This is a genomic window from Dactylosporangium sp. NPDC050688, assembly GCF_040654515.1.
GTDB lineage: Bacteria > Actinomycetota > Actinomycetes > Mycobacteriales > Micromonosporaceae > Dactylosporangium.
Genome location: NZ_JBFAIC010000001.1, coordinates 239,054 through 264,613, shown reverse-complemented (window position 1 = coordinate 264,613; position 25,560 = coordinate 239,054). Strand labels below are relative to the sequence as shown.

Annotated in this window: 18 protein-coding genes and 1 pseudogene; 12 read left to right on the top strand and 7 right to left on the bottom strand. The window is 71.6% G+C overall.

Annotated elements, in window-relative coordinates; translation table 11 throughout:
- The first annotated feature begins 1 nt into the window (after position 1).
- Positions 2–1,153, top strand: coding sequence for an acyltransferase (locus AB0H83_RS01270; RefSeq protein WP_360084883.1), 1,152 nt, complete (start codon positions 2–4; stop codon positions 1,151–1,153).
- Positions 1,154–1,223: 70 nt separating this feature from the next.
- Here AB0H83_RS01270 and AB0H83_RS01265 read toward each other — a convergent pair whose 3' ends face one another.
- The 3 genes from AB0H83_RS01265 to AB0H83_RS01255 all read right to left on the bottom strand — a co-directional run bounded on the left by AB0H83_RS01265 (position 1,224) and on the right by AB0H83_RS01255 (position 5,272).
- Positions 1,224–4,094 carry a vitamin B12-dependent ribonucleotide reductase gene (locus tag AB0H83_RS01265; RefSeq protein WP_360085554.1) on the bottom strand — a complete coding sequence of 957 codons (2,871 nt, stop codon included), beginning with the start codon at positions 4,092–4,094 and terminating at the stop codon, positions 1,224–1,226.
- Positions 4,095–4,180: 86 nt separating this feature from the next.
- On the bottom strand, positions 4,181–4,699 hold the full coding sequence (nrdR, locus tag AB0H83_RS01260; RefSeq protein WP_360084880.1) for a transcriptional regulator NrdR: 519 nt from the start codon (positions 4,697–4,699) through the stop codon (positions 4,181–4,183).
- A gap of 264 nt (positions 4,700–4,963) precedes the next feature.
- Complete coding sequence (locus AB0H83_RS01255) at positions 4,964–5,272, bottom strand: LysM peptidoglycan-binding domain-containing protein (RefSeq protein ID WP_360084877.1); 309 nt, start codon at positions 5,270–5,272, stop codon at positions 4,964–4,966.
- A gap of 404 nt (positions 5,273–5,676) precedes the next feature.
- On the opposite strand from AB0H83_RS01255, the gene lexA reads away from it, so the two are divergent.
- Positions 5,677–6,357 carry a transcriptional repressor LexA gene (gene lexA, locus AB0H83_RS01250; RefSeq protein WP_360085551.1) on the top strand — a complete coding sequence of 227 codons (681 nt, stop codon included), beginning with the start codon at positions 5,677–5,679 and terminating at the stop codon, positions 6,355–6,357.
- Between the two features lie 1,274 nt (positions 6,358–7,631).
- Here lexA and AB0H83_RS01245 read toward each other — a convergent pair.
- A complete protein-coding gene (locus AB0H83_RS01245; protein ID WP_360084874.1) occupies positions 7,632–8,840 on the bottom strand; it encodes a DUF349 domain-containing protein in 1,209 nt (402 codons plus the stop codon).
- A gap of 232 nt (positions 8,841–9,072) precedes the next feature.
- Here AB0H83_RS01245 and AB0H83_RS01240 point away from each other — a divergent pair, with 232 nt between their 5' ends.
- From AB0H83_RS01240 to dapF, 3 genes are read left to right on the top strand one after another with little or no spacing between them, the layout of a single operon-like run.
- Entirely contained in the window at positions 9,073–9,714 is a 642-nt protein-coding gene (locus AB0H83_RS01240; RefSeq protein WP_360085548.1) for a class III extradiol dioxygenase subunit B-like domain-containing protein, read from the top strand.
- Positions 9,711–10,616, top strand: coding sequence for a tRNA (adenosine(37)-N6)-dimethylallyltransferase MiaA (gene miaA, locus AB0H83_RS01235; RefSeq protein WP_360084871.1), 906 nt, complete (start codon positions 9,711–9,713; stop codon positions 10,614–10,616). The genes AB0H83_RS01240 and miaA overlap by 4 nt, the downstream gene beginning before the upstream one ends.
- Before the next feature lie 4 nt (positions 10,617–10,620).
- The gene (gene dapF / locus AB0H83_RS01230) at positions 10,621–11,472 is read left to right on the top strand and encodes a diaminopimelate epimerase (RefSeq protein WP_360084868.1); all 852 of its coding nucleotides are present in this window, start codon (positions 10,621–10,623) and stop codon (positions 11,470–11,472) included.
- A gap of 72 nt (positions 11,473–11,544) precedes the next feature.
- On the opposite strand, the pseudogene AB0H83_RS01225 reads toward dapF, so the two are convergent.
- A pseudogene (locus AB0H83_RS01225) lies at positions 11,545–12,963 on the bottom strand (NAD-dependent malic enzyme); the annotation flags it as partial.
- Positions 12,964–13,050: 87 nt separating this feature from the next.
- Here AB0H83_RS01225 and hflX point away from each other — a divergent pair.
- Positions 13,051–14,460, top strand: coding sequence for a GTPase HflX (hflX, locus tag AB0H83_RS01220; protein ID WP_360084865.1), 1,410 nt, complete (start codon positions 13,051–13,053; stop codon positions 14,458–14,460).
- Between the two features lie 107 nt (positions 14,461–14,567).
- Positions 14,568–16,052 carry a hypothetical protein gene (locus tag AB0H83_RS01215; protein ID WP_360084862.1) on the top strand — a complete coding sequence of 495 codons (1,485 nt, stop codon included), beginning with the start codon at positions 14,568–14,570 and terminating at the stop codon, positions 16,050–16,052.
- A gap of 517 nt (positions 16,053–16,569) precedes the next feature.
- On the opposite strand, the gene miaB is transcribed toward AB0H83_RS01215, so the two are convergent.
- Together miaB and AB0H83_RS01205 are read right to left on the bottom strand one after the other, a co-directional pair.
- A complete protein-coding gene (gene miaB, locus AB0H83_RS01210) occupies positions 16,570–18,042 on the bottom strand; it encodes a tRNA (N6-isopentenyl adenosine(37)-C2)-methylthiotransferase MiaB (RefSeq protein ID WP_360084859.1) in 1,473 nt (490 codons plus the stop codon).
- 13 nt (positions 18,043–18,055) lie between these two features.
- The gene (locus AB0H83_RS01205) at positions 18,056–18,838 is read right to left on the bottom strand and encodes a 5'/3'-nucleotidase SurE (protein ID WP_360084856.1); all 783 of its coding nucleotides are present in this window, start codon (positions 18,836–18,838) and stop codon (positions 18,056–18,058) included.
- Positions 18,839–18,950: 112 nt separating this feature from the next.
- Between AB0H83_RS01205 and AB0H83_RS01200 the strand changes: the two genes are divergently transcribed.
- The 5 genes from AB0H83_RS01200 to AB0H83_RS01180 all read left to right on the top strand — a co-directional run bounded on the left by AB0H83_RS01200 (position 18,951) and on the right by AB0H83_RS01180 (position 25,558).
- On the top strand, positions 18,951–19,706 hold the full coding sequence (locus AB0H83_RS01200; protein WP_360084853.1) for an amino acid ABC transporter ATP-binding protein: 756 nt from the start codon (positions 18,951–18,953) through the stop codon (positions 19,704–19,706).
- 18 nt (positions 19,707–19,724) lie between these two features.
- On the top strand, positions 19,725–20,678 hold the full coding sequence (locus AB0H83_RS01195; RefSeq protein WP_360084850.1) for a glutamate ABC transporter substrate-binding protein: 954 nt from the start codon (positions 19,725–19,727) through the stop codon (positions 20,676–20,678).
- Between the two features lie 84 nt (positions 20,679–20,762).
- Positions 20,763–21,419, top strand: coding sequence for an amino acid ABC transporter permease (locus AB0H83_RS01190; RefSeq protein ID WP_360084847.1), 657 nt, complete (start codon positions 20,763–20,765; stop codon positions 21,417–21,419).
- A complete protein-coding gene (locus AB0H83_RS01185) occupies positions 21,416–22,279 on the top strand; it encodes an amino acid ABC transporter permease (RefSeq protein ID WP_360084844.1) in 864 nt (287 codons plus the stop codon). Before AB0H83_RS01190 ends, AB0H83_RS01185 begins: the two co-directional genes overlap by 4 nt.
- Positions 22,280–22,363: 84 nt before the next feature.
- Complete coding sequence (locus tag AB0H83_RS01180; protein WP_360084841.1) at positions 22,364–25,558, top strand: ABC transporter substrate-binding protein; 3,195 nt, start codon at positions 22,364–22,366, stop codon at positions 25,556–25,558.
- The last annotated feature ends 2 nt before the right edge of the window (positions 25,559–25,560 follow it).

The following is a 25,560-nucleotide window of genomic DNA, read 5'->3' as shown; positions in this document are numbered from 1 at the left end:
GTTGTCTGATCGCTACTCGCCCCGCGCGAACGCCCTCGGATTCCTGCGGCTGTGCCTCGCCCTCACGGTCCTGGTAGGACACTCGTGGCCCCTCGGTGCCGGGCGGCCGACGCCCGGCCTGCGGTTCTCCCACGGGCAGGCGGACGTCGGCACGCTCGCGGTCGACGGCTTCTTCGTCCTGTCGGGCTTCCTGGTCACCGCCAGCGCGGCCCGGCTGGGGCCGGTGCGGTTCGCCTGGCACCGCGGCCTGCGAATCTTTCCGGGGCTGTGGGTGTGCCTGCTGGTCATCGCCGGTTTCGCCGGATTTTTCGCCTCATTTCCGGAAGCGCTGGCGTTCGCCCGCGGCAACGCGCTCGGGCAGCCGCACGAGTGGGGCATCGGCACCCTGTTCAGCGACAACCCCTACAGCCGGCTCACCGGCGGCGGCTCGGTCGTCAACGGCTCGCTGTGGAGCCTGTCGTTCGAGCTGTTCTGGTACGGCGTGTTCACCGCCCTCACCGCCTGCGGCGTGATCCGCCGCTGCCCGCGGCTCGTGCTGCTGCTCACCGCCGGCGCGTACACGGTCCTGATCAGCGACTTCCTCCACCAGCTGCCGGCGACGCCGTACACCGTCCCGCGACCCCGCGGCACGGTCGGCCCGATCCCGCTGTTCGGCGCACTGGACACCCAGACCCTCGTCTACCTGGGCTTCCTGTTCCTGCTCGGCGCGTCGGCGCAGCTGTACCAGCACCGCGTCCCGATGCACCCCGCCCTGGCCGCGCTCGCCGCCCTGGTCCTGCTGGGCACCCTGCGCCTCGGCGGGTTCCACGTCCTCGGCTACCCGGCGTTCGCGTACCTGCTGCTGTGGGCCGCGTGCAGCCTGCCGCCGTGGTCGCACCGGATCGGCCGGGCCCGCGACTACTCGTACGGCATCTACATCTACGCGTTCCCGACCCAGCAGACCCTGGCCGCCCTCGGCGTCCACCACTGGGGCCTGCCCGCCTACGTCGCGGCGTCGGCCCTGGTGACGACGGCGCTGGCGGCCGCGTCCTGGCACCTCGTGGAGCGCCCCGCGCTGCGCCTCAAGGACTGGACCCCGCCGGTGTTGCGGCCCCGCCCGGTACCGCCGCCGCCCGCCGAGGCCCCGGAGCCGGCCCTGCCCCGGACGGGCTGAACGGTCCGCGCCCTGGACAACGGAACGTCCCCCGGACGGTAGTGCCCGGGGGACGTCCCTCTGGTCAGACTCAGCTGCAGCCGCTGGTCGAGCCGCAGCCCTCGCAGACGTAGCAGCTGCCCGCCGGGCGCATCTTCGTGCCGCAGGTGAAGCACAGCGGCGCGTCGGCGGCCTTGCCCTGGACCAGTTCGAGCAGCTCGGTCGACGAGCCGACCCGGCGCGGCGCGGCGATCTCGACCGGCTTCGCGGCGGGAGCACCGGCGTCAGCGGACGTGGCGGCCGTCGCGTGCTTCGCGGTGGCCTCCACCGGGGCCGAGTTGCGCATCTCGGTCAGGTCGACGTCCGGCTCGCCCGCCTCGGCGCGCAGCTGGGCCGCCCGCTCCGCCGAGGTGAGGATGCCCAGCTCCGAGCGGGTGTCGAAGTCCAGGAAGTCCAGGGCCAGGCGGCGGAAGATGTAGTCCATCACCGAGGAGGCCAGGCGGATGTCGGGGTCGTCGGTCATGCCGGCCGGCTCGAAGCGCATGTTGACGAACTTGCTGACGTACGTCTCCAGCGGCACTCCGTACTGCAGGCCGATGGAGATCGCGACGGAGAAGGCGTCCATGACACCGGCGAGGGTCGAGCCCTGCTTCGACATCTTGAGGAAGACCTCGCCGAGGCCGTCGTCCGGGTACGACGACGCGGTCAGGTAGCCCTCGGCGCCGGCGACGGAGAACGACACGGTCGAGCTGGGCCGCTTCTTCGGCAGCCGCTTGCGCACCGGCCGGTACTCGATGACCTTCTCGGTCTTGACGACCTCCTGGACGGCCGGGGCCGGCTCTTCCTTCTTGGACTTGTTCACCGCGGACAGCGGCTGGCCGACCTTGCAGTTGTCGCGGTAGATCGCCAGGGCCTTGAGGCCGAGCTTCCAGCCCTGGAAGTAGATCTCCTCGACGTCCTCGACGGTGGCCGCCTCCGGCATGTTGACCGTCTTGGAGATCGCGCCGGAGATGAACGGCTGGATGGCCGACATCATCCGGACGTGACCCATGGGAGCGATGGTCCGCTCGCCCATGGCGCAGTCGAAGACGGCATAGTGCTCGGCCTTCAGGCCGGGGGCGTCGACGACGTGCCCGTGCTCGGAGATGTGCTCGACGATCGCCTCGACCTGCTCCTCCTGGTAGCCCAGGTTGCGCAGGGCCCGCGGGACGGTCTGGTTGACGATCTGCATCGAGCCGCCGCCGACGAGCTTCTTGAACTTGACCAGAGCCAGGTCCGGCTCGACGCCCGTGGTGTCGCAGTCCATCATCAGGCCGATGGTGCCGGTCGGGGCGAGGACGCTGGCCTGCGAGTTGCGCCAGCCGTGCTTCGCGCCGATCTCGTTGCCGCGGGCCCACTCGGCGGTGGCCGCGGCCTTGATTGCCACGTCGACGCCGCCGGCGGTGCTGATGGCGTCGTTGGCGGTGGCGTGCTGGCGCATGACCCGCTGGTGCGGGGCCGCGTTGCGGGCGTAGCCGTCGTACGCGCCGACGATCCCGGCCAGCTCGGCCGAGCGGCGGTACGCGGTGCCCGTCATGAGGCTGCTGATCGTCGCGGCGACCGCGCGGCCACCGTCGGAGTCGTACGCCAGACCGCTGGCCATCAGCAGCGCGCCGAGGTTGGCGTAGCCGATGCCGAGCTGCCGGTACGCGCGGGTGGTGGCGCCGATCTTCTCCGTGGGGAAGTCCGCGAAGCAGATCGAGATGTCCATGGCCGTGATGATGAACTCGACGGACTTGACGAACTTCTCGACCTGGAACGTGCTGTCGGCGTTGAGGAACTTCATGAGGTTCAGCGAGGCGAGGTTGCAGCTGGAGTTGTCCAGGTGCATGTACTCGCTGCAGGGGTTCGACGCGGTGATCCGGCCGGTCTCCGGGCAGGTGTGCCACGCGTTGATCGTGTCGTCGTACTGGATGCCGGGGTCGGCGCACTCCCACGCGGCCTGGGCGAGCTTGCGGAACAGCTCACGGCCCTTGACCGTGGACACGACGCTGCCGTCGAGGCGGGAGCGCAGCGCGAACTCGGCGTCGTCCTCGATGGACTGCATGAACTCGGCGGAGACCCGGATCGAGTTGTTGGCGTTCTGGTACTGGACGCTGACGATGTCCTTGCCGCCGAGGTCCATGTCGAAGCCGGCGTCGCGCAGCGCCCGGATCTTGTCCTCTTCGCGGGCCTTGGTCTCGATGAACTCCTCGACGTCGGGGTGGTCGACGTCCAGGATCACCATCTTGGCCGCGCGGCGGGTCGCGCCACCGCTCTTGATCGTGCCGGCGGACGCGTCGGCGCCGCGCATGAAGCTCACCGGGCCGCTGGCGGTGCCGCCGCTGCTCAGCAGCTCCTTCGAGGAGCGGATCCGCGACAGGTTCACGCCGGAGCCGGAGCCGCCCTTGAAGATCAGCCCCTCCTCCTTGTACCAGTCGAGGATGCTGTCCATCGAGTCGTCGACGGCGAGGATGAAGCAGGCGCTGACCTGCTGCGGCGACTGGGTGCCGACGTTGAACCAGACCGGGGAGTTGAAGCTGAACACCTGGTGCAGCAGCATCCAGGTCAGCTCGTGGGCGAACACCTCGGCGTCGGCGGGCGTGGCGAAGTAGCCGTGGTCCTCGCCGGCCTTGCGGTACACGGTGACCACGCGGTCGATCAGCTGCCGCAGCGACCATTCGCGGGCGTCGGTGCCGACAGCGCCGCGGAAGTACTTGGTGGTGACGATGTTCGCCGCGTTCACGGACCAGAAGTCGGGGAACTCGACGCCGCGCTGCTCGAAGTTGATCGAGCCGTCGCGCCAGTTGGTCATGACGATGTCGCGACGCTCCCACGTCACCTCGTCGTAGGGGTGGACCCCCTCCTTCGTCCACACCCGGTCGACGCGCAGGCCCTGTGCCTCCTTGCGCGACGCTGTCTTGGTCTTCGTCTCCCCCGCCATCCGCGGCCCCCTCATGTCTTCTGTGTTCTTTTGTCGGTGGTGCTTCGCTGGTGTGCTGCCGGTGCTTGCGCTTTGGCCTTTTCGTCTCAGCCGACGGGCTCGGCGGCGCGCTCCCCCTGTGATGGTGCTGCGTGGTGCTGTGTCGCGCTCGCCGGGCGGTTCGCCGCCGCGCGGAGCGAGGCGATCTCGCGCTCGAAGTCCTGCAGCGAGTCGAACGAGCGGTAGACGCTGGCGAAGCGGAGATACGCCACCTCGTCGAGCTCCCGCAGCGGCGCGAGGATGGCCAGGCCGACCTCGTGGCTGGGCAGCTCGGCGGCGCCGCGGGCGCGCACGGTCTCCTCGACCTTCTGTGCGAGCACCGCGATCGCGTCCTCGTCCACCGGGCGGCCCTGGCAGGCCTTGCGGACCCCCGCAATGATCTTGGATCGGCTGAACGGCTCGGTGACGCCGCTGCGCTTGACGACCGCGAGGACCGCCTCCTCGACCGTGGTGAATCTCCGGCCGCACTCGGGACACGACCGGCGCCGGCGGATGATCTGGCCGTCCTCGGCCTCCCGCGAGTCGACCACCCGCGAGTCGGCGTGTCGGCAGTACGGGCAGCGCATGCGGTGGCCTTCCAGTCTACGTCGGATATGTCCTGATAAAACGCACACGAACGCCCAGTGGCGGGCCCGGATCACAGGCCTCCACTGGTCTTCACCGTCAGTAAGGGTGATTGCCGAATCCACAACCTGTGGACGACTTACAGCCCTGTAACTACTACATCTAGGGGATGACGCTATGCCGACGCCTACGCGGACGCAAGTTGATCCGCGATTTCGGACCCTCGCGTGTCACACGCCACTTGCCAGGTGGCCCGTTTGCCCTGATCAGCCCCGTCGGGGCAGGGTCAGCCGCTGCCCGGCGTCAACACCGTAGTCGTCCAAGTGGTTGAGACGGCGGATCTCCTCGATCGTCGCGTCCCGCCCGCGGGCCCCGGAGTGCCGGGTCGCGATGTCCCACAACGTGTCGCCCGGCTGCACGATCACGACCGGTGCCGGCCCCGGCTCGCCGGCCGCCTGGCCCGGCGCCGACACGAGCGTGATCAGTGCGCCCGCGACGGCCAGCAGGAGGCAGAACAGCACCACGCGACCCCGGCGGGTGAGGCGGATGGGTGGGTTCTGGGCGTGTCGTCGCACGTCGGCCCTCGATTCCGTACAGCCGTTCGATCGAACGGACGTACGATGGTCTACCAGAGCGGGAAGACCCGAGTCCAGCGACGCGCCGAAAAAACGGCGCGCCACGTAGTACAGATGTTTGAAACTGTCACACCTCGGCGATACGGTGATCCACACACGATCGAGACGTTTGATCGGGATACCCGAAATTTGCGACAGCCAGCGCCGTCACACCCGGTGGCGGTCAAGGTGGCGGGCCACCCCACGGCCCGTCCGCACCCGCGGCAATCCCTGGCGCGGGTGCCAACAAGAGGGAGGACGACGTGTCAGCCGACGACCGCACCGACGAATCCGCCGAGGTCACCGCGATCGGCAGCGGCACCACCCGCCGCGCGAGCACCCGCCGCCGCGGAGGCGAGCCGGAGATGCGCGCGGTCACCGCGGTGGTCAGCGCCTTCCCCGACCTGTTCGCCGCCGACCTGACCGTCCGCCAGCGGCGCATCCTCGAGTTCATCCGCAGCGCCGTGGATCGCAACGGCTACCCGCCGAGCGTCCGCGAGATCGGCGAGGCCGTCGGCCTGGTCTCCCCCTCCAGCGTTGCCTACCAGCTCAAGGAGCTGGAGCGGAAGGGTTACCTGCGCCGCGACCCCAACCGTCCCCGCGCCGTCGACGTGCGCCCGCCCAGCGAGCTCATCTCCGTCGACGAGGAGGCCGAGCGCGCCGCCCGCCCCTCCCCGGCGTACGTGCCGGTCCTGGGCCGCATCGCCGCCGGTGGCCCGATCCTCGCCGAGCAGGCCGTCGAGGACGTCTTCCCCCTCCCCCGCGAGCTCGTCGGCGAGGGCACCCTCTTCATGCTCCAGGTCAAGGGCTCCTCGATGATCGAGGCCGCCATCTGCGACGGCGACTGGGTCGTCGTCCGCCAGCAGCCCACCGCCAACAACGGCGACATCGTGGCCGCCATGATCGACGGCGAGGCCACGGTGAAGACCTACCGCAACCGCGACGGCCACGTCTGGCTCATGCCGCAGAACCCGGCCTTCGACCCGATCGCCGGCGACCACGCCACCATCCTCGGCCGCGTCGTCACCGTCGTCCGCCGCATCTGACTCTGACGACCGCTCACCCGCGCGGCCTTCGGCCGCGCGGTTCCGGCCCTGCGGAGCGGCCTCGGTCGGAGCGGTCTCGGCCGCACGGTCTCGGCCGCACGGTTTCAGCCCCGCCGTTTCGGCCTCGCGGAGCGGTCTCGGGTCGAGAATTGCCCGGCCGGCTTCCAGCCGAGGTAGGCCTGCACCAGTTCCGTCCGGTCGGCCCTTGTCGAGCCGGGCCGCCTTTCCAGTCGGCTGGTCTCTGGGGCCGCCTGGCCTTTCGCGCCGCCGTCGGGCCTGGCCTGCCTTCGCGCCGTCTTCGGCGCTTGCCTGGCCCTTCGCTGGCGGGCTTTTTCGAGCCGGTCGCCCAGCGAGGCGGCCGAACAGCCGTCCGAACCGCAGCGCTGGCTGCGCCGCAGTGCTGGCTGCGCCACAGTGCTGGCTGCGCCGCCCTCCGTGCCCCGGCCGCGCGCCGCCGTTCGTCCCGAGTTGCCCCCGGTGCCCCGTCCACGCCGATCCCTGTCCTCTCTACGCTGCTCCCTACCCCAGCCGCGCCGCTCCCTGCGCTGGCTGCGCGGCCGTCTGCGGCCTCGGCTGTGTCGCGGCACCGGCGGCGGGCCGGGCACAACCCGGTGGATTTCCGGAACCCGGTGGATCCCTGTTGCCCACGCCACAGCCAGCCACCGGGTAGTTGGGCCGGCCGAGGCGGGCGAGGACTGGGATGCCCAGGCAACTCCCGTGTGCCGCACTTCGAACACGGCTGCAACCGGCGCGCGCCAGCCGCTGCCAGGGCAGGCGACGCCCGGCCCATCGTGGTCCGCGAGACGGGACCCAGGCCGGAAAACGACGTTGCACCACTAGACGCCGCAGAGTGTTGAGCCGGTCGCGTAGCGGGGATGACCAAGCGGGCCATCCACACCGCAACGCCGGCCCCGCCGCCGTCTGTGCCCTCGGCTGCGTCGCAGCACCAGCGGCGGGCCGGGCACAACCCGGTGGATTTCCGGAACCCGGTGGATCCCTGTTGCCCACGCCACAGCCAGCCACCGGGTAGTTGGGCCGGCCGAGGCGGGCGAGGACTGCGACGCCCAGGCAACTCCCGTATGCCGCACTTCGAACGCGGGCTGCAACCGGCGCGCGCCAGCCGCTGCCAGGGCAGGCGACACCCGGCCCATCGTGGTCCGCGAGGCAGGGCCCAGGTCGGAAAACGACGTTGACCACTACACGCCGCGGCGTGTAGTGGTCAACTTTTCTATGTCGGACGGGCTCGTCGGCCCGTCACTGGAGAAGTCTCTTGGTCAGCCGGTGTGCTCGGCCATGGCAAGGAACTTGCGCTTGCTCTCCAGGGCCTTCTCGGCCTCCTTGATGCGGCGCTGGTCGCCGGCTGCCTGGGCGGAGGCGAGCTGCTGCTCCGCGCGGGCCACCTGCTCCCGCATCTGGGCGAGCAGCGGGCTCGCCTCCGGCGGGGTACGGCGCCAGGCGGCGTCCATCGCCGTCTTGACCTTGTCCTCGATGACGCGGAGGCGACGGTCGAGGCCCGTCTGCGCCTCGCGGGGGACGCGGCCGATCTCGTGCCACGCGGCCTGGATGTCGCGCAGCTTGGCCTGGGCGGCCTTCGGGTCGGCGTCAACGTCGAGGGCCTCGGCCTCGGCGAGGAGCGCCTGCTTGGCGTCGAGGTTGCCCTTGAACTCGGCGTCGCGGGCGCTGAACACCTCGCTGCGGCGCTTGAAGAACGAGTCCTGGGCGGCGCGGAACCGCTCCCAGAGCTTCTGCTCGGTCTCCTTCGCGGCGCGCGGGGCGGCCTTCCACTCGGTCATGAGCTCCTTGAGGCGGGCGGCCGTCGCGTTCCACTCGGTGGACTCGGCGATCTGCTCGGCCTCGAGGACCAGCTCCTCCTTGCGACCCTGGGCCTGCTTGCGGCTGGCGTCGAGGGTGGCGAAGTGGGCGCCGCGGCGGCGGGTGAAGGCGTCGCGGGCGGCCGCGTAGCGCTTCCACAGCTCGCTCTCGGCCTTCTTCTCGACGCCGTGGATGGACTTCCACTCGTCGAGGATCTCCTTGAGGCGGTCGCCGGCGGTCTTCCAGCCGGTGGCCTCGGCCGCGATCTGCTCGGCCTCCTCGACCAGGGCGGTCTTGCGGGCGAGGGCCTCGGCCCGGGCGGCGTCGCGGGCCGCGCGGGCGGCGCCGGCCTTCTCCTCGGCGATCGAGGTCAGCTTGTCGAGGCGGGCGGCGAGCCCGTCGATGTCGCCGACCACGTGCGCCTCGTCGAGGCCGCTGCGCAGCCGCTTGATGGTGGACAGCGACTGGCCTGCGTCGGCTGCGCCGCTGCCGAGCCGGGCCTCGATCAGGTCGACCTCGGTCACCAGGTCGGCGAACCGGCGGGCGAAGTGGGCGAGGCCCTCCTCCGGTGTGCCGGCCTGCCACGATCCGATGGCCCGCTCTCCGGCTGCCGTCTTCACGAAGACGTTGCCGTCAGCGTCGATCCGTCCAAACGTCGTAGGCTCGCTCATCTGCCATCCTCGCTCCCGGCGCCCGTGGGATCGGGTATCCCACTGTCACGCCGCCATCGCACAGCAAAGTTCCCCATGGCATTCTCACAGGTGTGCCCCGGGGCCGGTCGAGGGCCTGCGGCCGAACCGTGACCATTCCGGTGCCGAACGGGTCGCAGGATGCCGCAAAGACCATCCCCGATAACGTTAAGAGGTGCCACTCGTCGCCGCCGCCGTCTGCCCACATCCGCCGATGCTCGTGCCGGAGGTGGCCGCCGGAGCCGCGGGTGAGCTGGACGACCTGCGCGCCGCCTGCCGCGCCGCCGTGGCGCACCTCGAAGCCGCCGACGTGCTCGTCGTGGTCGGTGCCGACGTTACGACGATACGCCGGGAACCCCCCTTCGGGGGCACCCTGGCACCGTGGGGCGTCGACCGGCGGGTCGGCGCCGCCACCAGCGACCCGCTGCCGCTCAGCCTCCTCATCGGCGCCTGGCTGCTCGAAGACGTAAATATCCGAAATGTTCAGTTCCAGAGTATCGCCGCCGACGCGACACCCGCCGAGTGCGCCGCACTTGGCAGCGCGCTGGTTGCCACCGGTACCAGATCCGCACTGCTCGTCATGGGAGACGGTTCGGCGTGCCGGGGCGAGAAGTCGCCCGGCTACGACGACCCGCGGGCCGAGGCGTTCGACACGACCGTCGCGGAGGCACTCGCCAAGGGTGACACCGCGACGCTGCGGCAGCTCGACCCCGCGCTCGCCGCGCAGCTCCTCGTCGCCGGCCGGGCGCCGTGGCAGGTGCTCGCCGGCGCCGCCGAGCGGCCGTTCGGCACCACCGAGCTGCTGCGCCACGAGGCGCCGTACGGCGTCGCCTACCTGGTAGCGAGCTGGCGGTGACCCGCGTCGTCGCCGTGGTCGGCCCGACCGCGGCCGGCAAGTCGGCGCTGAGCCTGCGGCTGGCCCACGAGCTGGGCGGCGAGGTGGTCAACGCCGACTCGATGCAGTTGTACCGGGGCATGGACATCGGCACGGCCAAGCTCACCCCGGCCGAGCGCGAGGGCGTGCCGCACCACGTGCTGGACATCTGGGACGTGACCGAGCCGGCGAGCGTCGCGGTGTACCAGCGCCTGGCCCGCGCCGCGATCGACGACATCGCCGGCCGGGGCCGGGTCCCGCTGCTGGTCGGCGGCTCGGGGCTGTACGTGCGGGCGGTCCTGGAGGACTTCGACTTCCCCGGCACCGACACCGCGCTGCGCGAGGCCCTGGAGCGGGAGCTCGCGGAGGTCGGCCCGGAGGCGCTGCACGCCCGGCTGCGCAGCACCGACCCCGAGGCCGCGGAGCGGATCCTGCCCGGCAACGGCCGCCGGATCGTGCGCGCGCTGGAGGTCAACGCGCTGACCGGCACCACGTTCACCGCCCGCCTGCCGTCGCAGCCGCGGCCGGTGTACGACGCGCTGCAGCTCGGCGTCGACGTCGACACGGCGGTGCTGGACGAGCGGATCGAGGCGCGGGTCGAGGCGATGTGGGCCGCCGGCCTGGTGGACGAGGTGCGGGCCCTCGACGCCGCCGGCCTGCGTTCCGGGCGTACCGCCGGCGCCGCACTCGGGTACAAACAGATATTGGACCTTTTTTCCGGTTTGTCGGACGAGGCCACCGCGAAAGCCGAGACGGTACGCGCCACCAGGCGGTTCGTGCGGCGGCAGCGGTCCTGGTTCCGCCGTGACGGGCGGATCGTGTGGCTCGATGGTGGCGCGGGCGACATCACCACAACGGCGCTGGGGCTCGTGCGGCAAGATTGACGCCATGCGCTTCGCCAAGGGACATGGAACGGGCAACGACTTCGTCATCCTGCCCGACCCCGACGGCGTGCTGCCGTTGACGCCGACGTTCGTCGCCGCGCTCTGTGACCGCCGGCGGGGCATCGGCGCCGACGGCGTCCTGCGCGTGGTCCGCAGCGCCGCCCACCCCGACGCCGAGGCGTCCGCCGGCACCGCCGAGTGGTTCATGGACTACTGGAACGCCGACGGCTCGCAGTCGGAGATGTGCGGCAACGGGGTGCGCGTCTACGCCCGCTACCTCGCCGAGGCCGGCCTGGTCGCCCCCGAGGGGTCGTTCAACCTGGTCACCCGCGCCGGGGTGGTGCCGGTGACCATCGGTGAGGAGATCTCCGCCGGGATGCCGATCCCGCGGGTGTACGTGCACAGCGAGGCCACCAGCGACGGCCACGTGTTCGGCGGCACCGCCGTGGACGTGGGCAACCCGCACCTGGTCTGCCCGGTCGACGAGCCGACCCTGGAGCGGCTCGATCTCACCCGCGCGCCCGGCATCGATCCGCTGATCTTCCCGGCGGGCGTCAACGTCGAGTTCGCCGCGGCGGGGTCACCGCCGGCCGGCGCCGACCTGTACCGGCGGATGCGCGTCTACGAGCGCGGCTCCGGCGAGACGCAGTCGTGCGGATCCGGCGCGTGCGCGGTGGCGGCGGTCGCCCTCGAGCACGCCGGGCTGGAAACCGGCGTGGTCGTGGTGGACGTGGCCGGCGGGCGGCTGACGATCACCCAGACCGCGTCGGAGTTCCTGCTGGCCGGACCGGCCGTGATCGTCGCGCACGGTGACGTCGACGCCCAGGCGATCCGGCAGCTGGCCCCGTCCTCCTGACCCTCAGACCCGCTCGACGGGCTCCGGGGCGGCGGACGCCTCGCCGTCCACGGTGCTGTCCAGGTGTGGGCCCTTCGCGGCGGCCCTGACCGCCGCGGCCACGGCCGGGGCGACCTTGACGTCGAACACGCTGGGCACGATGACGCTCGGGTTGAGCTTGTCCTCGCCGACGGAGTCGGCGATCGCCTGCGCCGCCGCCACGGCCATCGCCTCGGTGAACTCGCGCGCCTGCGCGTCGAGCATGCCGCGGAACACACCGGGGAAGGCCAGCACGTTGTTGATCTGGTTCGGCTGGTCGGAGCGGCCGGTCGCGACGATCGCCGCGTGCTCGCGCGCCTCCCGCGGGTCGACCTCCGGGTCCGGGTTGGCCAGGGCGAACACGATCGAGCCGGGCGCCATCGTGGCGATGTCGTCGCCGGTGAGCAGGTTCGGCGCGCTGACCCCGATGAACACGTCGGCGCCGCGCAGGGCGCCCTTGAGGTCGCCGCTGTAGCCGGTCTTGTTGGTGTTCTCCACCAGCCAGGACCAGGCGCCGGTCAGCCCGGCCATGCCGCGGTGCAGCGCGCCGGGCCGGTCGGTGGCGATCACGTCGCCGACGCCCCGGCGCAGCAGCAGCTTGATGATCGCCGTGCCGGCCGCGCCGGCGCCGCTGACCACGACCCGGATGTCGCTCATCGACTTGCCGACGACGCGCAGCGCGTTGGTGAGCGCGGCGAGCACGCAGATCGCGGTGCCGTGCTGGTCGTCGTGGAACACGGGGATGTCCAGCATCTCCCGCAGCCGCTCCTCGATCTCGAAGCAGCGCGGCGCGGCGATGTCCTCCAGGTTGATGCCGCCGTACGCGGGGGCGATCGCCCGCACGATCGAGATGATCTCCTCGGTGTCCTGGGTGTCCAGCGCGACCGGCCAGGCGTCGACGCCGCCGAACCGCTTGAACAGGGCGGCCTTGCCCTCCATGACGGGCATCGCGGCGGCCGGGCCGATGTTGCCCAGGCCGAGCACCGCGGAGCCGTCGGTGACGACCGCGACCGTGTTGCGCTTGATCGTCAGGCGGCGGGCGTCGTCGGGGTTCTCCGCGATCGCCAGGCAGACCCGGGCCACCCCGGGGGTGTACGCCCGCGACAGCTCGTCGCGGTTGCGCAGCGCGACCTTGGGGGTGACCTCGATCTTGCCGCCGAGGTGCAGCAGGAACGTGCGGTCCGACACCTTGCGCACGTCGACCCCGTCGAGCTTCTCCAGGCAGGTCACGACCTGCTCGGCGTGCGCGGAGTCGGCGGTGTCGCAGGTCAGGTCGACCACGACCGCGGTGCTGTCGGAGTCGACGACGTCGACCGCCGTGACAACGCCGCCGGCCTCACCGACCGCGGTGGTGAGGCGGCCGATCGCCGAGGCGTCGGCGCGGACAGAGACACGAATTGTGATGGAGAACCCGGCGCTGGGCAAACGGTGCGTGGCAGTCGTCACGTCACCCATTCTTATCCCCCGCCCCATTTCGATCTCGCACGGGGACATATCAAGTGCTGCGGAGGCGGCGAGGTGTCACGATTAGGGGGTCCTACAGATCGGAACAAGGAGAACATGTTGCGCGCAACTGCCGCAGAAACCTGGGATCTCGCCGAGGACGGCGACGGCCTGGAGCTCGAGGAGCGGCATGCGCTTCGCCGTGTCGCCGGTCTGTCGACCGAGCTCGCCGACGTCACCGAGGTCGAATACCGCCAGCTGCGCCTCGAGCGGGTCGTGCTCGTCGGGGTGTGGACCGAAGGCACCGCCACCGACGCGGAGAACTCCCTCGCGGAGCTCGCCGCCCTCGCCGAGACCGCCGGCTCGCAGGTCCTCGACGGGGTGATCCAGCGCCGCAGCCGCCCCGACTCCAGCACCTACATCGGCAGCGGCAAGGTCGACGAGCTGCGGGCCGTGGTGCAGAGCACCGGCGCCGACACGGTCATCTGCGACGGGGAGCTGTCCCCCTCGCAGCTGCGGACCCTGGAGGCGAAGGTCAACGTCAAGGTCATCGACCGGACCGCGCTCATCCTGGACATCTTCGCCCAGCACGCGAAGAGCAAGGAGGGCAAGGCCCAGGTCGAGCTGGCCCAGCTGCAGTACTTCCTGCCACGCCTGCGCGGTTGGGGTGAGGCGCTGAGCCGGCAGACCGGTGGCTCCGCCAGCGGCAACGGCGGCGTCGGCCTCCGCGGCCCCGGTGAGACCAAGATCGAGACCGACCGGCGCCGGATCCGGACCAGGATCAGCCGCCTGAAGCGCGAGATCGCCGCGATGGCGACGATCCGCGACACCAAGCGCGCCACCCGGCGCCGCAACCGGGTGCCCAGCGTCGCCATCGCCGGGTACACCAACGCGGGCAAGTCGAGCCTGCTCAACCGGCTCACCGGCGCGGGCGTGCTGGTGGAGGACGCGCTGTTCGCCACCCTGGACACCACGACCAGGCGGGCCCGTTCGCAGGACGGCAGGATCTACACGTTGTCGGACACCGTCGGGTTCGTCCGGCACCTGCCGCACCAGCTGGTCGAGGCGTTCCGCTCCACCCTCGAGGAGGTCGCCGAGGCCGACCTGGTCCTGCACGTCGTGGACGGCGCGCACGCCGACCCCGAGGAGCAGGTCCGCGCGGTCCATGAGGTGCTCGCCGAGGTCGGTGCGGACGCGGTACCGGAGCTGCTCGTCGTCAACAAGATCGACGCCGCGGACGAGGAGACCCAGCTGCGGCTGAAGTCCCTGTGGCCGGACGCGGTGTTCGCCTCGGCCCGCACCGGCGCCGGCATCGACGCGGTCCGCGCCGCGGTGGAGCAGCGGCTGCCGTGGCCGGCGATCGAGCTGACGGCCGTGGTGCCGTACGAGCGCGGCGACCTCGTCGCCAGGGTCCACACCCTCGGTGAGGTGCTCGAGACCGCGCACCTGGCGGAGGGCACCCGCATCCGGGCGCGGATCAACGACGCCCTGGCGGCGGAACTCGCCCCATTTGCCGTGAAGTCGTAGGTTCGGCCGATCACTGCGAGTGAGAGCCGGACCGGGCGCACCCACGACCGGTCCGGCTCTGCCAAACTTGTGCGATGCGACAGCGGGTGGCCTTTGTCTGTGGTGCGGTGACGAGTCTGTTGCTGGGGCTCGCGGCACCAGCCGCAGCCGCCCCGAGCCCCTCCGCCGGCGCGCCGCAGTCGGCCGCCCCGGGCGCCGGTCAGCCCGTGTGCACCCCGGACTCGCAGAAGATCAATGAGATCTCCGGCCTGGTCGCCACCGCCACCGGATACATGGCGATCAACGACAGCGCCCCGGCCGGCGGCAAGGCGCGCATCTTCACCCTCGACGCGGCCTGCAAGGTCGTCGGCACGCCGATCAACTACGACCCGACGGCCCGCGACCCCGAGGACCTCGCCGTCGACAAGAACGGCACGCTGTGGATCGCCGACATCGGCGACAACACGGAGGCCTCCGGCGGCAGCTCCACCCCCCGCCCCACGGTCGCCGTGTGGAACCTGCCGCAGGGCGCCAAGGCCCCGGTCATCAACCGGCTGGCATATCCCGACGGCAAGAAGCGCGACGCCGAGGCCATGCTCCTCAACGGCGACGGCACGCCGATCATCATCACCAAGGACCCCGTCGGCGAGATCTGGGTGCCCGAGGGCCCGTTGCAGCCCAACGCCAGCAAGGGCGTCAAGCTCACCCAGCGTGGCACGTTCACCCCGCAGGAGACGAAGACCGCCAATCCGCTCGCCTTCCTCGGCTGGAAGGCGATCACCGGCGCCGCCTCCTCCCCTGACGGCTCCCGCGTCGTCATCCGCACCTACTCCGACGCGTACGAGTTCGACGTCCAGGGCGGCGACGTCATCAAGGCGATCACCACCGGCAAGCCCCGCATCACGCCGCTGCCCAACGAGGCCCGCGGCGAGGCGATCACCTACTCCACCGACGGCAAGCAGTACATCACCGCCTCCGACGTGCCGTCCGACGTGAAGGCGCCGATCCTCAAGTACACGCCGCAGAACGTCACCCCCGGCAAGGGCGGCGGCGCGGTCCTGCCCACCCCGAAGCCCGATGACCGGTCGTTCCTGGAAGACCTGACGCTGCAGGACATCACGTACATGGTCGCCGCCATCGGCGTGCTCGGCCTGATCCTCGTGGTCGCCGGCATCATCGGCATCCGCCGCTCCCGCGCCGGCCGCCGCGCCGCGGCCTCCTCGACCGGCCCCGTCCGCGGCTCGGCCCGCGCCCCCGTCGACGACGACCTGCCCCCGTCCCCCGACGACAACACCACCGGCACCGTGTACGGCGCCCGCCCCGCCGCCTCAGCCGCCCGCGGCGCCTCGGCCGGCGGCACCGTCTACGGCGGCGGCGGCGGTCTGGGCGGCGGCCCCCAGCAGTCCGACCCGCGCGCCTTCGACCACCGCCCGGGTTATGCCCCACCGTCGTACGAGCCGCCCGGCGGCTTCCAGCAGGGCGGCTACCCGCCCCAGCCCGGCCCTTCCCAGGGCTCCGTGTACGGCGGCGGTGGTGGTGGCCGCTATGACCAGCGCGGCGGTTACCCGGGCGACCACGACGGCCACGAGCGCGGCTACGCCCCGCACCGCTGACCCAGGCCCCGCCGGTGCGAACGCCGCCGGCGCTGACGGCGACCCGGGCGGCAGGCGTCGGAGTCGCTGATGCCGGCGCTCACCACCTGCCCCGGCGTCCGAGATGCTGCCGCCGGCACCGACGCTCGCGCCGTTCGCGGCGGCACTGACCGCCCATGTCGCCCTCAGGACACCGCCTCACAGACGCTGTCCAGGCCGTCTGATCGCCGTTCCGGGGCGGCCGATTGCCGGTCAAGGAACGCCGGCGGCGGCGCTGCGCCCGGCCTCGCCGCAGGCGTCGACGCCGCTGATGGCCCGGCATCGCTGACCGCCCACACGCGCTGGCGCCCACACGCGCTGACAGCACACGTGCTGGCGGTCACACCGCTGGTGGTCCGCCCATGACCGCCCGCACCGCGGGCTCCGGGGTCAGCCCCGGCGGGCAGACTTCCGCACCGGTCGCGGCGCCCGCGGAAAACGGGTCAGCCCGCGGAAAACGGGTCAGCCCGCGGAAAACGGGTCAGCCCGCAGAAAAGGGTCAGCAGGAGCGGGCGGTGGCGGGGGCCGGGGGTGGGGTGCCGATGGTGGGCATGCCGAGTGAGACGCCCGGGGTGCGGGTGACCCGGCCGGCCTCCCAGGCGTCGCCGGCGCGGGTGCGGCGGTGGGACAGCAGGGGGCCGTCGGCGTTGAGGTGGTGGGGGGCGGCGTACGTCACCGTGGTGTGCACGATGTCGCCGGGGCGCAGGGTCAGCGACGGGTCGGCGGCGAAGTGCACGAGGCGGCCGTCGCGGGCGCGGCCCGACATGCGGCCGGTGGCGCCGTCCTTGCGGCCCTCGCCGACGGCGACCAGGACCTCGACCGGGGTGCCGACGAGCTTCTTGTTCTCGTCCCAGCTGATCTCCTCCAGGGTGGCGATCAGCCGGTCGTACCGCTCCTGGACGACGGCCTTCGGCACCTGCAGATCCATGGTGGCCGCGGGGGTGCCCGGGCGCTTGGAGTACTGGAAGGTGAAGGCGCTGGAATACCGGGCGGCGCGCACGACGTCGAGGGTGCGCTCGAAGTCGGCGTCGGTCTCGCCCGGGAAGCCGACGATGATGTCGGTGGTGATGGCCGCGTCGGGCATGGCGGCGCGGACCTTGTCGATGATGCCCAGGTAGCGCTCGGCGCGGTAGGAGCGGCGCATCGCGCGCAGCACGTCGTCGGAGCCGGACTGCAGGGGCATGTGCAGCGAGTGGCAGACGTTGGGGGTCTCGGCCATCGCGGCGATGACGTCGTCGGTGAAGTCCTTCGGGTGCGGGCTGGTGAAGCGGACCCGCTCGAGGCCCTCGACGTCGCCGCACGCGCGCAGGAGCTTGCCGAAGGCGAGGCGGTCGCCGAACTCGACGCCGTAGGAGTTGACGTTCTGCCCGAGGAGGGTGACCTCCAGGACGCCCTCGGCGGCCAGGGCGCGGACCTCGGCGAGGATGTCGCCGGGGCGGCGGTCCTTCTCCTTGCCGCGCAGCGCCGGGACGATGCAGAAGGTGCAGGTGTTGTTGCAGCCGACGGAAATCGACACCCAGCCGGCGTACGTCGACTCGCGGCGGGTAGGCAGCGTGGAGGGGAAGACCTCGAGCGACTCGAGAATCTCGACCTCGGCGGCGGCATTGTGGCGGGCACGCTCCAGCAGCACCGGCAGGGAGCCGATGTTGTGGGTGCCGAAGACGACGTCGACCCAGGGCGCCTTCTTGACGATCTCGCCGCGGTCCTTCTGGGCCAGGCAGCCGCCGACGGCGATCTGCATGCCGGGCTGGGCGAGCTTCGTCGGGCGCAGGTGGCCGAGGTTGCCGTAGAGGCGGTTGTCCGCATTCTCCCGCACGGCGCAGGTGTTGAACACCACGACGTCCGGCTCGGCGCCGGCGGGCACCGGGACGTAGCCGGCGTCCTCGAGCAGGCCGGAGATGCGCTCGGAGTCGTGCGCGTTCATCTGGCAGCCGTAGGTGATGACCTTGAAGCTGCGAGGGGTCTCAGTCATAGCAGCGCAAAGTCTAGCCGCCGACGTGTTCGCCGGCGGTATCCACCAGCCCGGGCAGCGCGATGTCCGCCGCCTCCCGGGACGGGCGCACCGGCGTGACCGCGACGTAGCCGTCCAGCAGCCACGCGTCGTCGCTGCCGGGCTCCGCGCCGTGGTCGCTCTGCTCCAGGGACATCCGCACGTACCCGTGGCCCTGCTCCATCAGGACCATCTGCACCGCGCCGAACTGGGCGAGGGTCGCCCGGCGGATGCCGCGCAGGTCGCCGGCGTCCAGGTTGGGTACGTTGACGTTGAGCACGAAGTCCGGGCTGAGCAGCGGCATCAGGTCGCCGGCCACCTCCGCGGCGGTCTCCCAGTGCGCGTACGGGCCGTCGTCGGAGGTGCGGAAGGACACGTCGAGGGAGACCGCCATGGCGCGGCAGCCGTTGGCGACGGCGGTGAAGGCGGCACCGACGGTGCCTGAGTGCAGGACCGCCGCGCCGGTGTTGGGCCCGCGGTTGATGCCGGAGAGCACGACGTCAGGCTCGGGTCCGTACGCGCCGCGGGTCGCCATCAGCGCGATGAACGCCGGCGACGCGGAGACGGCGAACGTCGGTACCCCCGGCAGCAGTTCGGCACGGATGTCGGTGGCGATGCGCCCGTCGGCCTCGACACCGGTCAGGGACGTCCCCGCGCCGCTCGCCTCGCGGGCGGGCGCCGCCACCACCACGTCGTGGCCCTGGCGGACCGCCATCGCGGCGAGCGCGTGCAGGCCGGGGCTGTCGATGCCGTCGTCGTTGGTCACCAGGATGCGCATGGCCGTCATTGTGGCAAGCCCAGGCCGTTATCCGTCCGTGACCGCTGCGCGGCTGTTCGTGGGCATCGCCACCGCTAACGTCGAGCGCACCGACGGAGCAGGATGCACAGCGATGGGGCGGATGATGACGAACGAGCCTTTGATCGTGCTCAGCGGCGTCAACAAGTGGTTCGGCGAGTTGCACGTCCTCAAGGACGTGAATGTGTCGATCGCGCGCGGCGAGGTGGTCGTGGTGATCGGCCCGTCGGGCTCGGGCAAGTCGACGCTGTGCCGGGCAATCAACCGGCTGGAGCCGATCAACAGCGGTGAGATCGTCTTCGACGGCACCCGCCTGCCGGAGGAGGGACGCCCCCTCGCCCGGCTGCGCAGCGAGGTCGGCATGGTGTTCCAGTCGTTCAACCTGTTCGCGCACAAGACCATCCTCGAGAACGTGATGCTCGGCCCGGTCAAGGTCCGCAAGGAGAAGGCCGACGTCGTGCGGGAGCGCGCCATGAGCCTGCTGGACCGGGTAGGCATCGCCGCGCAGGCGCAGAAGTACCCGGCGCAGCTGTCCGGCGGTCAGCAGCAGCGGGCCGCGATCGCCCGCGCGCTGGCCATGCAGCCGAAGGCGATGCTGTTCGACGAGCCGACCAGCGCCCTGGACCCGGAGATGGTCGGCGAGGTGCTCGACGTCATGACGGGCCTGGCGAGCGAGGGCATGACGATGGTCGTCGTCACGCACGAGATGGGCTTCGCCCGTCACGCCGCGAACCGGGTCGTGTTCATGGCCGACGGCCAGCTGGTCGAGGAGGCGGACCCGAAGACGTTCTTCGCCAACCCGCGCACCGACCGGGCCAAGGACTTCCTGTCGAAGATTCTCACCCACTGAAAGGGGATAGCGACCATCATGCGTATCACGCGGATCGCCGCGGCAGCCGCCGCCGTCACGCTTGCGCTGGGCCTGGCCGCCTGCGGCAAGGAGGGCACGCCCGCACCGTCGGCTGACGGTGGCACGTCCGGTGCGCCCACCAGCGACGCCTGCACGTCCTCGGGCACCACGTTCACGCCGGCCTCCGGCGTGGCCATCGCGGGCAGCCCGACGTTCGACAAGATCAAGGCGGCCGGCAAGGTCGTCATCGGCGTCAAGTTCGACCAGCCCAACCTGGGCTACAAGGACGCGGCCGGCAAGCGCTGCGGCTTCGACATCGAGATCGCCCAGTTGATCGCCTCGAAGCTCGGCATCGACCCGGCGAAGATCGAATACAAGGAGATCGCCTCCGCCAACCGCGAGACGGCGATCAAGGGTGGCGAGGTCGACTACTACGTCGGCACGTACTCGATCACCGAGAAGCGCAAGGCCGACGTCTCGTTCGCCGGCCCGTACTTCGTCGCCGCCCAGGACCTGCTGGTCCGCAAGGACGACACGTCGATCACCGGCTCGGACTCCCTGCAGGGCAAGACGGTCTGCTCGGCGACCGGCTCCACGCCGATCCAGCGGGTCCGTGACCAGAAGCTGACCGACAAGATCGTGGAGTTCAAGACCTACTCCGAGTGCGTGTCTCAGCTGCTGGACAAGAAGGTCGACGCGGTCACCACCGACGACGCGATCCTGAAGGGCTTCGCGGCGCAGAGCCCGTCGCAGCTGAAGGTCGTCGGCAAGCCGTTCGTCGACCCGACCACCGGCAAGGCCTACCCGGAGAAGTACGGCATCGGCCTGCCGCACGACGACAAGGCGCTGCGTGACTTCGTCAACGCCGCCCTCGAGGCCGCGTTCAGTGACGGCACCTGGCAGAAGGTGTACGACGGCACGCTCGGCAAGTCCGGCTCGGCGGGCAGCCCGCCGGCGCTCGAGAAGTACTGATCCTGCTGGTGACGGGGCGCCGCTTTCGCCGGCGGCGCCCCGTCCGCATGTCCTGACCCCACACAGCGAAGCGGAGGTGACGGCGTGAACGAATTCATCCACGTCCTGACGGACAACTGGGACGTCATCGGCTCCCACTTCCTGGAGACGATCAAGCTCTTCCTGATCGCCGCCGTCGGTTCGATGGCATTCGGCACGCTGCTGGCCGCGATGCGGGTCGCCCCCGTCCCGGCGCTGCGCGGCTTCGGCAGCGCGTACGTGCTGCTGCTGCGCAACACGCCCCTCACGCTGGTCTTCGCGCTGCAGGTGTTCGCGCTGCCGAAGCTCGGCGTGACGTTCGACTTCACCACCGGTGCCTGTGTGGCGCTGACGGCGTACACCAGCGCGTTCGTGTGCGAGGCGCTGCGCTCCGGCATCAACACGGTGCCCGTCGGGCAGGCCGAGGCCGCCCGTGCGCTGGGCATGACGTTCACCCAGGTGCTGACCAACGTGGTGCTGCCGCAGGCGTTCCGCACCGTGGTGCCGCCGCTGGTGAGCGTGCTCAACGCGATGCTCAAGAACACGACCGTCGCGGCCGGCTTCTCGGTCGCCGAGGCGGGCGCGATCACGTTCTACCTGTCCGAGCGCGGCGAGAACCAGATCTACGGCCTGCTCTGGATCACGATCGGGTTCCTCATCCTCGTCGTGCCGCTCGTGACAGTGCAACGGATCCTCGAACGACGCTGGAAGGTCGCGCGATGAGCAACGTCCTCTACGACCTGCCCGGCCCCAAGGCCCGGCTGCGGTACCGCATCATCGGCATCCTCAGCGCCGCCGGCATCGTGGTGCTGCTGGCGTACATCGGCTGGCGCTTCTACGACACGGGCCAGTTCGAGCCGATCCGCTGGGAGCAGTTCCAGTACGAGCAGATCCAGCGGGACCTGCTCAACGGCTACCTCACCACGCTGAGCGCCGCCGGGACCGCTGCCGTGCTCGCACTGCTGCTCGGCGCGCTGCTGGCCACCGGGCGGCTCAGCGACCACGCGGTGTTCCGCGCGCCGGCGACGGGCTTCGTCGAGCTGTTCCGCGCGGTCCCGCTGCTCATCCTGATCTTCTTCGCGTACTACGGCCCGATCCAGCTCGGTTACAAGGTCGGCCCGTTCTGGCCGCTCGTCATCGGCCTGACGTTCTACAACGGCGCGGTGCTGTCGGAGATCTTCCGCGCCGGCGTCCTCGCCGTGTCCCGCGGGCAGTCCGAGGCCGCGTACGCGCTCGGCATGCGCAAGACGCAGGTCATGCTGTCGATCCTGCTGCCGCAGGCGGTCCGGGCCATGCTCCCGGCGATCGTCAGCCAGCTGGTCGTGCTGCTCAAGGACACCGCGCTCGGGTTCATCATCCAGCTGCCGGAGCTGCTGTACTTCGGCAAGCAGATCGGCGGGCGGCTGCCGTTCGGCTTCCCGTACGTGCCGAGCTACCTCGTCGTCGCCGTCGTCTACATCGGTACCTGCGGCCTGCTGTCGTGGTTCGCGTTCTGGCTGCAGCGGCGCCTCATGGGCGGCCCGAAGCAGGTGAAGACGACCGCGAAGGCCGTCAAGCTGGCCGACGTCGGACAGGCCGTGTGAGCGGCCCGGAGCGCGGCGACGTACGCGATGTGAGCTGACCGAACGATGATTGGCAAGGTTGCGCAGAGTACGTACGCTGCGCGGGTGGCGGACACCGGCTTTCGTTTGGGCATCGACTTCGGCACCTCGAACACCGTCGCCGTGCTCCGCTGGCCGGACGGCCGCACGAAACCACTGCTGTTCGACGGTTCGCCGCTGCTGCCGTCGGCCGTGTACGTCAACGCCGACGGCACCATCCTCACCGGGCGTGACGCTGTGCACTCGGCCCGGCTGCAGCCGCACCGGTTCGAGCCCTACCCGAAGCGGCGCGTCGAGGAGGGCACCGTCTGGCTCGGCGAGCAGGACGTGCCGGTCATCGACCTCGTCGCGACCGTCCTGCGCCGGGTCGCCGCCGAGTCGTACCGGGTGGCGGGCACGCACCCGGCCGAGGTCAACCTGACCCACCCGGCGACGTGGCCGCCGCAGCGCCGCCAGACGCTCACGCAGGCCGCCACGGCCGCCGGCTTCCCGCAGCCGTTCCTGTCCTCGGAGCCGGTCGCCGCGGCGTCCTACTTCGTCGGCACCGTCGGCACCTACGTCCCCGTCGGCGGCATCGCCGTCGTGTACGACTTCGGCGCCGGCACCTTCGACGCGAGCGTGGTGCGCCGCAACGCCGGCGGCGGCTTCGACGTCCTCGCCAGCGAGGGCCTCCCCGACGCGGGCGGCCTGGACGTCGACGCCGCGGTCGTGGCGTACCTGGGCCGCAACTTCGCCGGCCGGGAGGGCGACCAGTGGCGCCGCCTGACCAACCCGGAGAGCGAGACCGACCGGCGCGCGGCGTGGCAGCTGTGGGAGGACGCCCGGCTCGCCAAGGAGATGCTCAGCCGGGCCGCGACGACCTACGTACACGTGCCGCTGTTCGACGAGAGCGTGCCGATCGGGCGTGAGCAGCTGGAGCAGCTCGCCAAGCCGATCCTGGACCGGACCGTCACCGCGACGCAGCTGGCGGTGTCCTCCGCCGGGGTCGCCGGGCAGCCGCTCGCGGCGGTGTTCCTGGTCGGCGGCTCCTCGCGCATCCCGCTCGCCGCGACGCTGCTGCACCGCTCGTTCGGGCTGGCGCCGACCGCGATCGAGCAGCCCGAACTGGTCGTCGCGGAGGGCGCGCTGCACCTGGCCCCGCCGACCGGGCGCGCGCACGTCGCCGGGGTGCCGGCCGGTGGCCCCGCCGGTCCGCCGGCGTCCGGCGCGTCCGGGCCGTTCGGTCCGGTGCCGACCTCCGGCGTGCCGTCCTCGGGCGGGCCGTCCTCGGGCGGGCCGTCCTCGGGCGGGCCGTCCTCGGGCGGGCCGTCCTCGGGCGGGCCGTCCTCGGGCGGGCCGTTCCCGGGCGGGCCTTCGTCCGGCGGGCCCGCCGGCGGTCACGAGCCGAGCGGGGACGTGTCGGCGCAGCCGATCTCCGCGCAGCCGGTGTCGCCGGGCTTCAGCGTGCCGTCGATGAACCCTGGGTTGCCGCCGCTGCTGCAGACCGGGTCGATGCCGGTGGTGCCGGGCCAGCAGCAGCCGCAGCAGGGGTACCAGCAGCCGCCGGCACAGCAGGCACCCCGCCAGCCGGCGCAGCAGTACCAGCAGCCGGCGCAGCGCCCCGGGGTCCCGCAGCAGGGGCACGGTGCCCCGCAGCAGGGGCCCGGGATGCCGCCGCAAGCTCCCGGCGTGCCGCCGCAGGGACAGCACCCGCAAGCGCAGCAGCGGCCGCCGGTCGTGCCTCCGGTCCCCGCGCAGCCCGGGCAGGGCTTCCCGCCGCAGGCGCAGCGGCCCGTCCCGCAGCAGGCTGTCCCGCCGCAGGCGCAGCAGCCGTTCCCGCCGCAGCAGCCGGCACCGCCGCAGGCGCAGCAGCCCCTTCAGCAGGCGGTGCCCGTACCGCTGCCGCAGCAACCCGCGCAGCAGGGCTTCCCGCAACAGTTCCAGCTGGTCGCCGGGGCGCGGCCGCAGGTGAGCGGAGTGCCCGCGTCCGTCCCGCCCGTTTCGGGGACGCCGGTCAGCCCCGCGCAGGGCTGGCAGTCCGGCGGGCAGGGCTACCCGCCCGGCAACGGCCGCACCCGGCGGACCGGCACGCTGGTCACCGCGGTCGGCGGCGGGGTCCTCGCGCTGATCCTCGTCATCGCCGGCATCGTCTGGGCCGTCAACCGCGACGGCGACGGCGGCACGCCCGGCGGCGACGGCAGCAACGGGCCGTCCTACCAGGCGGGTCCGGCGGTGTCCGCGGCCTGCGGACACAAGATCGCGTTCCTGGGCATCCTCGCCGGCACCGGCTCCAAGGACAGCAACGGCATGCGCAACGCCACCAAGCTGGCCGTCGACGACTACAACGCCAAGCACCCCGGCTGCAACATCGGGTTCGCGGAGTTCGACACGAAGGGCACCGAGGCGGGCAGCAAGACCGCCGCCGAGGACCTGGTCGCCGACAGCGAGGTGATGGGCGTCGTCGGCCCGGCGTACCGCACCGAGATCCTCGCCGCCGCGCCGATCCTGGAGAAGGCCGGCATCCCGTTCCTCACGCCGTTCGCCCCGGACGTGGACCTCGCCGGGAAGGGCTGGGCGACGTTCCACCGGCTCATCGCCAACGACAAGGAGCAGATCCAGGCCGGCGCCCGGTACATCAAGACCAAGCTGCGCGCGTCGAAGGTGGTCGTGGTGTACGACGACACCGACCTCGGCGGCCTGGCTCAGCAGGCGGTCGTGAGCAGCCTCGGCGGCCCGGTCGCCGCGAGCGTCGCGATCCGGCGCAAGGACACCGACTTCGCCGGCCCCGTAGGCCAGGTGACGAACGCCGCCCCCGACGCGGTGTTCTACGTCGGCGAGTCCGACGACGGCACCGCGTTCATCAAGGCGCTGCGGACCGCGAAGCCGGGCCTCCCGATCGTCGTCACCGACCGGCTGTTCACCCAGCTGTTCGTCGACACGCTCGCCAAGGCCGCCGACGGCATCGTGGTCGTCTGCCCGTGCATCCCCAGCGACCAGGCCGGCGGCGACTACGCGTCGCGCTATCAGGCGGCGTACAAGGCCAGCGCCGGCTACTACGGCCCCGAGGCGTACGACGGCGCGAACATCCTCCTGGCGGGCTTCACGGCGGGCAAGGGCAGCCGGGCGGACATGCTCGCCTTCGTGGCCAAGTACGAGGGCAAGGGGGTCGCGCGCTCGTACAAGTTCTCGGCCACCGGCGACCTGACGGTGCCGGACCCGGTGATCTGGTCGTACAAGATCACCAGCCCGTACACGTCGCCGGAGGCGGTGATCGCCCCGTAGGC

Coding starts and splice junctions, on each gene's coding strand:
- AB0H83_RS01265 (WP_360085554.1), bottom strand. CDS start 4,094: ATGGCGGGGGAGACGAAGACCAAGACAGCGTCGCGCAAGGAGGCACAG.
- nrdR (WP_360084880.1), bottom strand. CDS start 4,699: ATGCGCTGCCCGTACTGCCGACACGCCGACTCGCGGGTGGTCGACTCG.
- lexA (WP_360085551.1), top strand. CDS start 5,677: ATGCGCGCGGTCACCGCGGTGGTCAGCGCCTTCCCCGACCTGTTCGCC.
- AB0H83_RS01245 (WP_360084874.1), bottom strand. CDS start 8,840: ATGAGCGAGCCTACGACGTTTGGACGGATCGACGCTGACGGCAACGTC.
- AB0H83_RS01240 (WP_360085548.1), top strand. CDS start 9,073: ATGCTCGTGCCGGAGGTGGCCGCCGGAGCCGCGGGTGAGCTGGACGAC.
- dapF (WP_360084868.1), top strand. CDS start 10,621: ATGCGCTTCGCCAAGGGACATGGAACGGGCAACGACTTCGTCATCCTG.
- hflX (WP_360084865.1), top strand. CDS start 13,051: ATGTTGCGCGCAACTGCCGCAGAAACCTGGGATCTCGCCGAGGACGGC.
- miaB (WP_360084859.1), bottom strand. CDS start 18,042: ATGACTGAGACCCCTCGCAGCTTCAAGGTCATCACCTACGGCTGCCAG.
- AB0H83_RS01205 (WP_360084856.1), bottom strand. CDS start 18,838: ATGCGCATCCTGGTGACCAACGACGACGGCATCGACAGCCCCGGCCTG.
- AB0H83_RS01200 (WP_360084853.1), top strand. CDS start 18,951: ATGGGGCGGATGATGACGAACGAGCCTTTGATCGTGCTCAGCGGCGTC.
- AB0H83_RS01195 (WP_360084850.1), top strand. CDS start 19,725: ATGCGTATCACGCGGATCGCCGCGGCAGCCGCCGCCGTCACGCTTGCG.
- AB0H83_RS01185 (WP_360084844.1), top strand. CDS start 21,416: ATGAGCAACGTCCTCTACGACCTGCCCGGCCCCAAGGCCCGGCTGCGG.